Source organism: Actinocorallia libanotica (assembly GCF_039525175.1).
GTDB classification, from domain to species: Bacteria; Actinomycetota; Actinomycetes; order Streptosporangiales; family Streptosporangiaceae; genus Actinocorallia; species Actinocorallia libanotica.
The window spans coordinates 154,348-166,040 of the sequence record NZ_BAAAHH010000016.1; the positions used below are offsets into that span (position 1 = coordinate 154,348).

An 11,693-nucleotide genomic window follows, 5' to 3' on the forward strand; every position below is an offset into this window, starting at 1 on the left:
CAGACTGGGGGCATGTACACCGAGCGCGCGGTGCCGGAGGTCCGCGGGACGCTCTGGCGCAACCGGCTGCCGCCGGGCCCCTACCGGGTCCTGCCCGACGGCTGCCTCGACCTGGTCTGGGCGGGCGGCGAGGTGTTCGTCGCCGGGCCCGACACCGGCCCCCGGCCGGGGGAGAGCGCGGGCGAGACCTACACCGGGCTGCGGCTGGCCTCGGGCGTGGGCCCGCGCGTCCTGGGCGTCCCGGCGCGGGAGCTCACCGACCGCAGGGTCGCGCTGGCGGACGTGTGGGGAGGCGCGGCGGCACGGCGGCTGACCGGCCTGCTGGAGGCGTCCGACGCGCCCGGCCGCGTCCTGGTGGAGGCCGCGGGCGCGCGGTTGGCCGCATCCGGCCACGCCGACCCGGTGGTCGAGGCGGTGCTGGCCGGCACCGACGCGGGCGAGCCCGTGCACATGATCGCCGGAAGGGCGGGGCTGAGCGAGCGCCAACTGCACCGGCGCTGCCTGGACGCCTTCGGCTACGGCGCCAAGACCCTGGCCCGCATCCGGCGGATGGCCCGCGCCACCGAGCTCCTCTCGGCCGGAACCCCGCAGGCCGAGACCGCCTTCCTGGCGGGATACGCCGACCAGGCGCACCTCGCCCGCGAACTGAGGTCCCTGACCGGCGCCCCGCCCTCGGCGTTCCGACCGGCGGGCTGAACTCCCGGCTTCAGGCCGGCCGACTGGATTTTCGGTGTTCAGGCCAGTGGGCTGAACCTTCGGCTCCAGGCCGGCCGACTGGACTTGCGGTGTTCAGGCCAGTGGGCCGAACCTTCGGCTCCAGGCCGGCCGACTGGACTTGCGGTGTTCAGGCCGGCGGGCTGAACTTCCGGCTTCAGCCGGCCGACCGAACGCTCGGCGTTCAGGTCAGCGGGCTGAACAGGTCGACGGCGTTGCCGTCGGGGTCGTGGAGGACGGCGTAGCGCTGGCCCCAGGGGGCGTCCCACGGCTCCAAGCCGGCGTGTCCGGCGGCGGCCATGCGGGTGTAGACGGCGTCGACCTCGGCGGGGGAGCCGCACAGGAACGCCAGGCTGACGCGGGCCGAGCCGTTCGGGGCGGTCCAGTCCGGGTGGAAGCTCCGGATCACGTCGACGCGGTCCCAGGCGAGGCGGAGGCCGCCGGGCAGAGTGGTCTCCACGTGCGGTTCGGCGTCGGCCTCCGCCGGGAGGTCCAGGCCCAGGGCACGGTAGAAGGCCAGCGAGGCGGCCATGTCGGCGACCACGAGGCCGATGAGATCGAGTTGCGGCTTCATGGCTCCACGCTAAGGCGACCGCCTCTCCGAAGCCTTGAAGGAAACAGACATCGGAGGAGATCGGCGGGCTCTCATCCGTGCTCGGAGGGAAGCGTGTCGCGGGCCGCCTCGGCCGCCTCGTCGAGCCGGTGCCGCAGGCTCGCCAGCAGCTCGTCGCTCTGCGCGGCGAGGCGCTCGATGGCGGGAACCGCCAGCTCGTCCCGCACGGTGGCGGCGAGCAGCTCGTCGTACTCCCGGTCGTGGTCGGCCATATCCTCCAGGAGGCGGCAGGCGCGGTGGGCGGCGTCGGCCTCCAGCGTGCTGCGCGCGTAGCGCTCCAGCGCCTCCACCCTGCGGGTGACGGCGCGGATCGAGATCTGCAGTTTCTCCCGCTGGGCCGCCTGCAGTTCGGCGAGCTCGGCGGAGGCGGCCGAACGCAGCGCCTCGGCGTCGCGGCGCAGCCGGGAGTGGCGGGCCAGCACCTGGGCGATCTCCCACTCCTGGCGGGGCAGCTCCACCTCGGCGTCGAGCCCCTCCAGCACGCCCTCGCGCACCACCTGGGCGTCGCACACCTGCTCCACGGCCCGCTGGACGCGCACCAGCAGCGCCGCGGCCTCGGCGTCGAAGTCCTCCGGCACCAGGTAGCGGTCGGCGCGGTCGCCCAGCGCGCGGGCGCGGCGCACGTCGTCCAGCAGCCGCCGCGAGCCGAAGGCCGCCGCCGCCAGCGGCAGGACCAGCCACGGCCAGAAACCGCCCAGCGGCAGGAACGCCGCGGTGCTCGCGGCGACCGCCGCGGCCGGGGCGATCCGCAGCAGCGGGCCGCGCCGGGCCACCACCGAGTCCAGCTCGGTGCGCAGGGTCGGATCGGCCACCGCGCGCGGCGTGCCGGCCGGCTCGCCCGTGCGGGCCACCAGCGTCCAGGAGGACGGCACGTGCGTCTCGAACGCGAAGTCGCCGGGGGCGATGTCCACCTCCGCCGGACCCGGGTCCAGCGGCCATGCGCCCACCGGCCGGGCGCCCGCCTCGCCCTGGAACAGCACCCACCAGCCGCCGCGCCCGTCGTCGCAGCGGTATCTGCCGGCAGGCATGTCGATGCCGACGAAATACGTCCCCGTACCGGGGATCGTGTGCGTGAGAGTCACCAGCCCGCTCCGCTCCCGATCGCGCCACCCGGCGTCGCATGGTGACCTACCCGGGGACGGCCGGAATATGACCGGCGATTCAGACTCGCTCACCGGAGAGCAGGAACAGGGTGAACGCGCCGAGCGTGACGGAGTCGAAGACGCCGCCGTCCCGGACGAGCTCCTCGAACTCCGCGCGCGCGAACCAGCGCTGCTCCATGCCCTGCTCGGTGTGCTCGCGGGCCAGCGGGCCGCGGGACAGCCCCGTGGCCAGGAAGACGTCGCACTCCTGGCTGGTCAGCCCCGGGGCGATGGCGACCCGCCCCAGCGGCACGAGAGAGGCGGCGCGCAGCCCCGTCTCCTCGGCCAGCTCCGCGCGGGCCAGCTCCTCCCCGGGCGGGCCGTCACCGGGCCAGGTGCCCTGCACGAACTCCCACGACCGGCGGCGCAGCGGATAGCGGTACTGCTCGATGAGGTGGAAGCCTCCGTCCTCGTAGGGGATGACGCACGCGGCCGTGGGCTTGTCCACCACCGAGTACAGCCCCGGCGACCCGTCCGGATGCCTGATCTCGTCCTCCCGCAGGCTCATCCACTGGTTGCGGTACACCTCCCGCGACGAAACCGGCTGCATCGCGCCCTCCCCGTTGTGGCTAGCCTTCCATCCATGATCGAGCATCCGCCCATCGTGCACGACGACCCTGTGGACGAGGCGCCCTGGGCACTGCAGCTGGCCGTACGGGTCGAGAAGTCCGGGCCCCCCGCGCACGAGGCGGTCTGCGAGGCCGCGGCCGGCGCCGTCGTGCGGCTGCTGGCCGACCCGGACTTCGCCGAGGAGGTGCGGCGCTGGGAGGACGGGCGGATCCGCAAGGTCGTGCGGCGGGCCAGGGGAGCGCGCTGGAAGGAAGCGCAGGAGCTGCCCGGCGTCACCGTCTCCTGGCGGGGTGCCGAGGCCCGCGCGTTCGCGCCCGGCCCGGTGACCGAGGTGCCGGCGGCCATCGCCAAGCTCCAGGTCGCGGGCACCGACCTGGAGCACGGCACGGAGGCGGCGCCCGAGGGGACGTACGCGGCGGTCGTGCTCAATCCCGGCGCGGGGATGAGCACCGGCAAGGCCGCGGCCCAGTCCGGGCACGCCGCGCACCTGCTCTACCGCTCGCTCGCCCCCGCCGAACGCGCGGACTGGCTGGCGAACGGCGCGCCCGTGCACCTGGCGGACGTGCCGTGGCGCGACGCCGTCGCCCGCGCGGCCGTGCGCATCCGCGACGCCGGCTACACCGAGGTCGCGCCGGGCACGATGACGGCCGTGGCCTGGCTGGTCACCGGCCGCCCGGACGCTGCCAGCGGTTGAGGGTGTTGAGCGCGATCTCCTGGGTGCGCGACAGGCCCGCGGGCGGCGTGCCGCCCGGCTGGGGAGGCGCCATCGGAACGGGAGCGCCGGGTGCGCCGGGCATGCCGGGAGCACCGGGAGCGCCGGGCTGGGCCGGGGGAGCGGGCTGCCCCGGCGCGGTGGCCGCCTGCAGCCGGGCGGCGCGCACCTTGGCGCTGAGCGCGTAGGACAGGAACAGCAGGAAGCCGAAGAGCAGCGTGTAGACGGCGTGCTCGGCCAGGGCGAGGAACTCGCCCTTGACGACGTCCAGAACGCACAGCACGGCGAAACCCGCGACCCAGCTCAGCAGCGCGGGCAGGAACCACAGGTCGCGCCTGCGCAGCAGGCCCGCCGCGGCGACCGCCAGCAGCAGCGCCTCCGCGCACTTGACGGCGATGAGGATCGGCGCGGCGAGCCCGTCGCCGAAGTAGACGGCCGCCTCCACCTTCCGGTTGCTGAAGCCCAGCAGGCCGGTGGCGAGGTTGACGAGCCCGTACAGCACCAGGAAGACGCCGACGGCGTAGTGCTGCCGGTGCCAGGCGCCGCCCTGCGCCGCCGGAGGCGCGGGCGGAGGCGCGGGCGGCTGAAGGTGGCCCTGCGGCGGGAAGCCCTGCTGCGGAGGTGCCTGCGGCGGCGGGAAGCCCTGCGGAGCGTACGCGGGCTGCGCCTGCTGCGGAGCCTGCGGCTGCGCGGGCTGAGCCTGTGCGGGCTGAGCCTGTGCGGGAGCGGGCTGCTGCGGGGGCTGGGACCGCGGGGCCCGGGGCGCCGCGGGCGGAGGCTCCTGCGCGGCCTGGGACTGCGGGAGCGGCAGCGGGGCGACGGGGACGTCGCGCGGCACGTCGGCGACGGTCTGGTCCTGCTGCGGCAGCGGCACGGGCCGGGTCCGGTCCAGCAGCGTCTGCTCGCCTCCGGAGTCCCCGGCGTCGCCGGCGTCCTCCGCGTCACCGGCGGAGGGCGCCGGGTCGCGCACGGTCTGCGCGAAGTCGATGGCGGGCGGACGCTGCTCGGGATAGGCGGCGCCCAGGGGCGGCGTCACGTCGGACCCGTCCTGCCCGCCCTCCGCCGCGTCGGGCGAGGCCTGGCCCGGCAGGGCGAAGTCCCGCCGGGTGGTGTACGGGTCCTGCGGCATCGTCCATACCTCTCATCGTCGGCTAGTGGAAAATCTATCCCGATCCCCAAGGGACGGCATGGCGATCTAGTCCATAAGGACAGTCGCCGGACTAGATCCGGTGCTGCCCCTTGCGGGCCGCCGGGCGGCGGGGAAGGGTGAATCCCGTCGGGCCACGCGATCCCTGCGAAAGTGAGCAACGGGAATGCCTGACGACACGGGAACGACCGCGCCCCTGCAGTCCATGCAGACGCGGATCGATTATCTGGAACGGCTCGGCGACGAACTCGTCGGGCGCGGTCTGAGGGTGAGGCTGACCATGCCGCTCGGCACGGCGCCCTGCCTGCACGTGATGAATCCGGAAGCGTCGGCTCTGACGGAGAACATCCTCGCGGAGCGCGGTGTGGACGGTTGGTGGTTCTGGTGGTCGTGGGCCGAGCGCATCTCGGCGGCCGACGACGTCCCTGCCGCCGCGGACCGGGTCGCGCAAGTACTCGCGGCGAGTCCCGTCACGTGAAGTGAGAAGCGGTGTTCCACGGGCACGGAACGTGCGCAGTGGTGGAACACCGCGTTTTCATGGCTCATCGCCGCTTTTCGTTGCTCCGTCCCTCTTGTAACCAAGCGATCGCTTGTTAGATTGGCCACACCGCGCGTTCCCCAGGGGACGTGTGGTGCGACCGATCGTGCTCGGGGGGAGGGAGGACGGGATGATGAAGCCGATCTGGAGAAGGAGCGGCCTGGGAGCCGCGGCCGCCGTACTGGCGCTGTGCTCCCTGCCCGCCGCGGCGCAGGCCGCCGGACCGGTGCCCGGAGGGCCGGGGGCGAAGAAGGTGCCCGCCTATCTGGGCGCGCCCGCCGTGCCGAACCCCATTCCGGGCGACCCGGTGCCGGCGAACCCGCACATGGCCGCGCCCGGGTACGCGGCCATGCACGCCGACAGCTACGCCTCCGACACCTACCCGTTCCTCGGTCCGCTGGGCCGCGACCCGCAGGTGCTCTCCGACGCCAAGGCCTTCGGCCTGCCGGGCATGTGCTCCACCGTCAACTACGCCCGCAGCACCGGCCTGATCGTCGCCCAGTGCACCAGGGCGAGCACCTTCGCCCTGCGCCTGATCGACCCGGTGACCCTCAAGGACCTGGCCGTTCACGAGCTCCCGGCCCGCTCCTCCACCGTGACCGCGGTGACCGGCCTGGACTTCGACAAGATCATGTCCGACACGTCCGGCGGCGCCTACTTCTACCTCGACGACCGCGACCGCGCGGTCCTGGCCGACTCCGCCTTCCACGTCCGCCGCTTCGCGCACGTGAAGAAGGACGGCAAGTGGAGCTTCCAGGTCACCGACGACTGGGACCTGCGCGAGTACGTCCCCAACGACTGCCCGACGTGGACCAGGCCCCGGCCGAAGGGCGAGTGCGACCCGGTCACCTCGGTGCAGCCCGACTGGGAGGGCAATATCTGGTGGGTCACCCGCCAGGGCCGCATCGGCACCATCGACCCGGGCACCGGCCGGATCCAGGTGATCAGGCTCGACGGCGAGGAGATCCAGAACTCCTTCGCGGCCAGCCGCGACGGCGTCTCCGTCGTCAGCAACCACGCCCTCTACCAGCTCAAGGCCGACGCGAAGGGCAAGCCCGAGATCCTCTGGCGCAAGACCTACGACCGCGGCACCGGCCGCAAGTCCGGCCAGCTCGACCAGGGCTCCGGCAGCACCCCGACGTTCCTGGACGGCGAGTACGTGGCCATCACCGACAACGCCGAGCCCCGCATGAACGTGCAGGTCCACCGGGCGAGCGACGGCGAGGTCGTCTGCCGGGAGCCGGTGTTCCAGGACGGCGCCTCGGCCACCGACAACTCCCTGATCGGCTTCGGTCGCAGCCTCGTCGTGGAGAACAACTCCGGTTACGCCAACTTCCTCAAGCTGCCGGCGGGCGGCTCCTCCGTGGGCGGGATGAGCCGCGTCGACGTCACCGAGGACGGCTGCCGCACGGTCTGGACGAGCAAGGAGCGCAGCCCCTCCACCGTCGCCAAGGCCAGCGTCGCGGCCGGCCTCGTCTACGCCTACACCAAGGAGCCGCGCGAGGACCGCATCGACGCCTGGTACCTGACGGCGATCGACTTCCACACCGGACGCACCGTCTACAAGGTCCTGGCCGGTACCGGCAAGCTGTTCGACAACAACTGGGCGCCGATCAACCTCGGCCCCGACGGCACCGCCTACATCGGCGTGGTCGGCGGGCTCGTGGCCGTCCGGGACGGGGTCCGGACTCCCTAGAATTCTCCGGTGAACACGCAGCGTTTCGGGATCCTCATCAGGCCGTCCGCCAACCGGGTGTACGCCGAGTCGTCGGTGGCCCTCCTGGAGGCGGAGCTGGAGGTGCTCGACCGGACGCTCCTCGGCGGCAGGGTGGGGGACGTGGCGAGCCGCACCATCGGCGGCGTCCCCTACCTGACCTTCTCCGCCGACGGCCTGTCCGAGCGCGACGTCGCCCTCCTGTCGAACCTTTCCTCCCTCTACGCGCTGTTCCGCCTGGGGGAGGGCACGGCCCTGCACCCGGTGGGGCTGAACCCGCTGGAGCGGCTCGACGACGACCTGCTCACCATCCAGAAGTACGCGGGGAAGACCAACGAGTACTTCACCAAGCTGCTGCTGAACGTCACCCTGTGGTCCTCGGCCTCCGGACCGCACATGACCGACCGGAGGCTGCGGGTCCTGGACCCGATGTGCGGCCGGGGCACGACCCTCAACCAGGCGATGATGTACGGCTACGACGCCGACGGCGTGGACATCGACGGCAAGGACTTCGAGGCGTACGCGGGCTTCCTGCGCACCTGGCTGAAGCGCAAGCGGCTCAAGCACACCGCGGAGACCTCCCCCGTCCGGCGGGACCGCAAGGTCGTGGGCCGCCGGCTCGACGTCGTCTACGGCCTGTCCAAGGAGGAGTACAGGTCCGGCGACAGGCACAGGCTCACCGTGGTCAACGCCGACACCGTCCGGGCCGCGGAGTTCTTCGCCGCGGAGTCCTTCGACGTGATCGCCACCGACGCCCCCTACGGCGTCCAGCACGGCGCGCGCAACCGCGAGGCGCTGACCCGCAGCCCCCTGGAGCTGCTCACCCGCGCCCTGCCGGGCTGGGTGCGGCTGCTGCGCCCGGGAGGCGCCGTCGGCATCTCCTGGAACACCTGCGTCACCGGCCGCGAGGAGGCGGTGGAGGCCCTGGCGGCGGCCGGCCTGGAGCCGCTCGAGGAGGGCCCCTACCTGAAGTTCCGCCACCGCGTCGACCAGGCGATCGTCCGCGACGTGATCGTCGCCCGCAAACCCTGAGCGGGTTCAGACCCCGGACGGGCTCAGGCCCTGACTGGGCTCAGGTCCTGACCGGGCTCAGGTCCTGACCGGTCCGGGCCTCGGCGGGGCCGGGCCCTGGACGGGCTCAGGAGCCCGCTTCGGTGCCGGGGGAGAGGCGCCCCTCGGGCAGGCCGGGAAAGGCGCTGGGCGGGCTGGTGCGCGCCCAGCGCACGCGGCGCGTCATCGCCTCCTGCATCGCCTGGGCGGCGAACCGGCGCAGCGCCGCGTCCGAGGCCCCGGCCAGGCCCAGGTAGGCGGCGAGCAGCGCCTCCTCCAGCCCGACCGCGAGCTGGGCGGGGACGCCCTCGCCCAGCAGGTAGGAGGGCTCGGCGGCGACGGGCTCGCCGTCCCGCTCGGTGATCATCTCGGCGATCCGGTCGCGGCGCGCGCGGTGCGCCTGCCACAGGGCGGTGCTCTGCCGGCGGGCCGCGCCGCTCTGGCGGGCGCCGGTCAGCCCGTAGCCGTAGACCGCCCGGTGCTCGGCGGCCAGGACCGCCTGCAGGAGGCCGAGGTCGCTCATGCCAGCCCCAGGGCGGTGGCGTGGCCGGCCTCGCAGGCGCCGATGCTGGCCAGCAGCTGCGCCAGGCCCGCCGGAGCCCCCGCCATGTCCGCGACCCGCGCGGCGGCCGCGGCCTTCTCGGCGGCGCGCAGCGCCGGGACCGCCTCGGACGCGCCGGAGGGCGGGGTGAGGGGGGTGCCCGAGGGCGTCGGGGTGGCGGTGGCGCCGCCGGTGCCGGGCACGTAGTGGCGGCGAAGGACCTCCAGATGCTCACGGTGGTCGCGCAGGGCGTCGGTGAAGGCGCTGGACAGGCCGGAGTAGGCGGTGGTGACCTGCTCGTAGAGGGCGATCAGGCGCTCCTCGTCGGCGATCGCGCCGAGCAGGACGGCGACCTCGGGACCGGGCGCGAGGTCCCGCGGCGCGGGCTCCGCGCAGCCCGACAGGCAGACCAGCCCGGCCGCGCCGCCCAGCAAGGCGCGGCGGGAGACGGTGACGGGCAAGCGGCACTCCCTCGAAAAGACCGTTCTGAAGGCGGCGAACAGCATCCCACACAGGGGGTCGGAGTGCGTGAATACACACCCTGGGGTCGGGCTGTCGATAGTCTTGTCTGGTCAGAGCGTAGGTATAACGCCCGAAAGAGCCAATAGGGAGGTCCCGTGAGTGCGGCAGCGCGAGACGGAAGCGTCCGGGGGGACCGCCACAGGGCCGCGCTGGTCGAGCTGTTGACGCCGGTGATCGAGGCGTCCGGCTACGATCTGGAGGACATCTCCGTCTCGCAGGCGGGCCGGCGCCGGGTGGTCCGGGTGGTCGTCGACGCCGACGGCGGCGTCGACCTCGACGCCATCGCGGTGATCAGCCGCGAGGTCTCGACGGCGCTCGACGAGGCGGACGTCCTGGGCGGCAGCCCGTATGTGCTCGAAGTCACCTCTCCGGGAGTGGACCGCCCGCTCACGCAGCCGCGCCACTGGCGCCGGGCGGCGGGGCGTCTGGTGAAGTTCACCACCGCGGAGGGCGCCGAGGTGCAGGGACGGGTGCTCGGCGCGGACGAGGAGGAGATCCGGCTGGAGGTGTCGGGCGAGGAGCGGGCCTATCCGCTGCCGTCCGCGGGTCCCGGCCGGGTGCAGGTGGAGTTCCGCCGTATCGAGGCAGATGACCTGCTCCACGACGAAGAGGAAGGTGGGGACGGGGAGCCTCATGGACATTGACATCAACGTTTTGCGCAGCCTGGAGCGGGAGAAGGACATCTCGTTCGAGGTCGTGGTCAGGGCGATCGAGGACGCCCTGCTGATCGCCTACCACCGCACCGAGGGCGCCGCGACGCGGGCCCGGGTGGAGCTGGACCGGGCGAGCGGCCACGTGACGGTGTGGGCCACCGAGGCCGCCGAGGAGGGCGAGGGGGCCGAGGGCGGCGCCCCCCGCGAGTACGACGACACCCCGGACGACTTCAGCCGGATCGCGGCGACCACCGCCAAGCAGGTCATCCTGCAGAAGCTGCGGGACGCCGAGGACGAGCTGACCTTCGGCGAGTACGCCGGGCGCGAGGGCGACATCGTCGCCGGCGTGATCCAGCAGGGCAAGGACCCGCGCAACGTCCAGGTCGACCTGGGCAAGCTGGAGGCGGTGCTGCCGCCCCAGGAGCAGGTGCCGACCGAGTCCTACGAGCACGGCGAGCGGCTCAAGGCCTACGTGGTCCAGGTCCGCAAGGGCCACCGCGGCCCGTCGGTGATGCTCAGCCGCACCCACCCGAACCTGGTGCGCAAGCTCTTCGCGCTGGAGGTCCCGGAGATCGCCGACGGCACCGTCGAGATCGCCGCGGTCGCCCGCGAGGCCGGCCACCGCACCAAGATCGCGGTGCGCTCGCGCAAGCCCGGGGTGAACGCCAAGGGCGCCTGCATCGGCCCGCTGGGCAGCCGGGTGCGCAACGTCATGACCGAGCTGCACGGCGAGAAGATCGACATCGTCGACTGGTCGGAGGACCCGGCGGCGTTCGTCGGGAATGCGCTCTCGCCCGCGCGGGTTAACAGTGTCGAGGTCGTCGACGCCGAGCAGCGGGTGGCGCGGGTGATCGTGCCGGACTACCAGCTCTCGCTGGCGATCGGCAAGGAAGGCCAGAACGCGCGGCTCGCCGCCCGTCTCACCGGTTGGCGGATCGACATCCGCCCGGACACCCCTCCGGGGCCGGGCGAAGGGACCGCCGACCCCGCCGAGGCTCCGGCGGGGTAGACTGGTGGATGGTGGCCACTCGGCCCCGCAGCGCATGTGCGTGGGCTGCCGGGTCCGTGCGGCCCGAGCTGACTTGTTGCGCGTCGTGGCGGTGGAGGGCGCGCTCCTCCCCGACCCCGGCAAGCGACTTCCGGGGCGTGGTGCCTGGCTGCACCACGATCCCGGATGTCTGGAGCAGGCGATTCGCCGTCGGGCCTTCTCCCGGGCCTTGCGCTTGGGAGCTATGCCCGATACTTCTGGTCTGCTGCGTTTCTACGAGGCAGCATCGAATGAGTAAGAGATCTAGTCGGAAGCAGGTCGAGATTGCTATGAGCGCTCGATGAGCAGTACGCGATGACTGGTTAGCGACGGCCCGGAGACACGCCCCGGGCCAGATTGGGAGTGCAGTGGCCAAGGTCCGGGTGTACGAACTCGCCAAGGAGTTCGGTGTCGAGAGCAAGGTCGTCATGGCCAAGCTCCAGGAGATGGGCGAGTTCGTCCGGTCGGCGTCCTCGACGATCGAGGCGCCCGTAGTACGTCGACTCACCGAGGCGTTCGGTAAGTCTCCTTCGGGTGGCCCCAAGGGCGGCCCCCGTCCCGCAGCGCCGCGTCCCGGCCCCCGGCCGGGTCCCGCGGCGCCCAAGCCGGGCCCCGCGCAGTCGGCGGCCCCCAAGCCGGGCCCGCGCCCCGGCCCCGCGGCTCCGGCGCCCAAGCCGGGCCCGCGGAGCTTGGCATGGGAGCGGTTGGCCTGCTTCTGGCCTGCGGGTTTGTTCCTGCCCTTGTACGGGG

The 11,693-nt window shown here is 73.3% G+C and carries 15 protein-coding genes; 9 read left to right on the top strand and 6 right to left on the bottom strand.

Features of this window, described 5'->3' with window-relative positions; genetic code table 11:
- Nucleotides 1-12 precede the first annotated feature (12 nt).
- On the top strand, nt 13-696 hold the full coding sequence (locus ABD140_RS20365; RefSeq protein WP_344242476.1) for a helix-turn-helix domain-containing protein: 684 nt from the start codon (nt 13-15) through the stop codon (nt 694-696).
- Between the two features lie 202 nt (nt 697-898).
- Here the strand turns inward: ABD140_RS20365 and ABD140_RS20370 are convergent, their stop codons facing one another.
- From ABD140_RS20370 to ABD140_RS20380, 3 genes are all read right to left on the bottom strand, one after another.
- Nucleotides 899-1,288 (bottom strand): VOC family protein, encoded by a 390-nt coding sequence (locus tag ABD140_RS20370; RefSeq protein ID WP_344242477.1) that lies wholly within the window; start codon nt 1,286-1,288, stop codon nt 899-901.
- A gap of 71 nt (nt 1,289-1,359) precedes the next feature.
- The gene (locus ABD140_RS20375; protein WP_344242478.1) at nt 1,360-2,409 is read right to left on the bottom strand and encodes an Rv1352/Rv1906c domain-containing protein; all 1,050 of its coding nucleotides are present in this window, start codon (nt 2,407-2,409) and stop codon (nt 1,360-1,362) included.
- Between the two features lie 79 nt (nt 2,410-2,488).
- Nucleotides 2,489-3,019 carry an NUDIX domain-containing protein gene (locus ABD140_RS20380; RefSeq protein ID WP_344242479.1) on the bottom strand — a complete coding sequence of 177 codons (531 nt, stop codon included), beginning with the start codon at nt 3,017-3,019 and terminating at the stop codon, nt 2,489-2,491.
- A gap of 33 nt (nt 3,020-3,052) precedes the next feature.
- Here ABD140_RS20380 and ABD140_RS20385 point away from each other — a divergent pair, with 33 nt between their 5' ends.
- Nucleotides 3,053-3,733: a peptidyl-tRNA hydrolase gene (locus ABD140_RS20385; RefSeq protein ID WP_344242480.1), complete on the top strand. Its 681-nt coding sequence runs from the start codon at nt 3,053-3,055 to the stop codon at nt 3,731-3,733.
- Here the strand turns inward: ABD140_RS20385 and ABD140_RS20390 are convergent.
- Nucleotides 3,702-4,880 (bottom strand): hypothetical protein, encoded by a 1,179-nt coding sequence (locus ABD140_RS20390; protein WP_344242481.1) that lies wholly within the window; start codon nt 4,878-4,880, stop codon nt 3,702-3,704. The genes ABD140_RS20385 and ABD140_RS20390 overlap by 32 nt on opposite strands.
- Before the next feature lie 184 nt (nt 4,881-5,064).
- Between ABD140_RS20390 and ABD140_RS20395 the strand changes: the two genes are divergently transcribed.
- The 3 genes from ABD140_RS20395 (at nt 5,065) to ABD140_RS20405 (ending at nt 8,182) form a co-directional block, all read left to right on the top strand.
- Entirely contained in the window at nt 5,065-5,376 is a 312-nt protein-coding gene (locus ABD140_RS20395) for a hypothetical protein (protein ID WP_344242482.1), read from the top strand.
- 190 nt (nt 5,377-5,566) lie between these two features.
- Nucleotides 5,567-7,132 (top strand): hypothetical protein, encoded by a 1,566-nt coding sequence (locus tag ABD140_RS20400; protein ID WP_344242483.1) that lies wholly within the window; start codon nt 5,567-5,569, stop codon nt 7,130-7,132.
- A 9-nt stretch (nt 7,133-7,141) separates the two neighbouring features.
- Complete coding sequence (locus ABD140_RS20405) at nt 7,142-8,182, top strand: TRM11 family SAM-dependent methyltransferase (RefSeq protein ID WP_344242484.1); 1,041 nt, start codon at nt 7,142-7,144, stop codon at nt 8,180-8,182.
- 106 nt (nt 8,183-8,288) lie between these two features.
- Here the strand turns inward: ABD140_RS20405 and ABD140_RS20410 are convergent, their stop codons facing one another.
- Entirely contained in the window at nt 8,289-8,723 is a 435-nt protein-coding gene (locus ABD140_RS20410; protein WP_344242485.1) for a ferritin-like domain-containing protein, read from the bottom strand.
- Nucleotides 8,720-9,202, bottom strand: a complete 483-nt coding sequence (locus ABD140_RS20415; RefSeq protein ID WP_344242486.1) for a hypothetical protein — start codon at nt 9,200-9,202, stop codon at nt 8,720-8,722. The genes ABD140_RS20410 and ABD140_RS20415 overlap by 4 nt, the downstream gene beginning before the upstream one ends.
- A gap of 156 nt (nt 9,203-9,358) precedes the next feature.
- Here ABD140_RS20415 and rimP point away from each other — a divergent pair, with 156 nt between their 5' ends.
- From rimP to ABD140_RS20435, 4 genes are all read left to right on the top strand, one after another.
- On the top strand, nt 9,359-9,907 hold the full coding sequence (gene rimP / locus ABD140_RS20420) for a ribosome maturation factor RimP (protein ID WP_344242487.1): 549 nt from the start codon (nt 9,359-9,361) through the stop codon (nt 9,905-9,907).
- On the top strand, nt 9,897-10,925 hold the full coding sequence (nusA, locus tag ABD140_RS20425; protein ID WP_344242488.1) for a transcription termination factor NusA: 1,029 nt from the start codon (nt 9,897-9,899) through the stop codon (nt 10,923-10,925). The genes rimP and nusA overlap by 11 nt, the downstream gene beginning before the upstream one ends.
- 34 nt (nt 10,926-10,959) lie before the next feature.
- Nucleotides 10,960-11,202: a YlxR family protein gene (locus ABD140_RS20430; RefSeq protein ID WP_344242493.1), complete on the top strand. Its 243-nt coding sequence runs from the start codon at nt 10,960-10,962 to the stop codon at nt 11,200-11,202.
- Nucleotides 11,203-11,311: 109 nt separating this feature from the next.
- Nucleotides 11,312-11,693: translation initiation factor IF-2 N-terminal domain-containing protein (locus ABD140_RS20435; RefSeq protein ID WP_425544137.1), on the top strand; the 382-nt coding region annotated here is incomplete at its 3' end.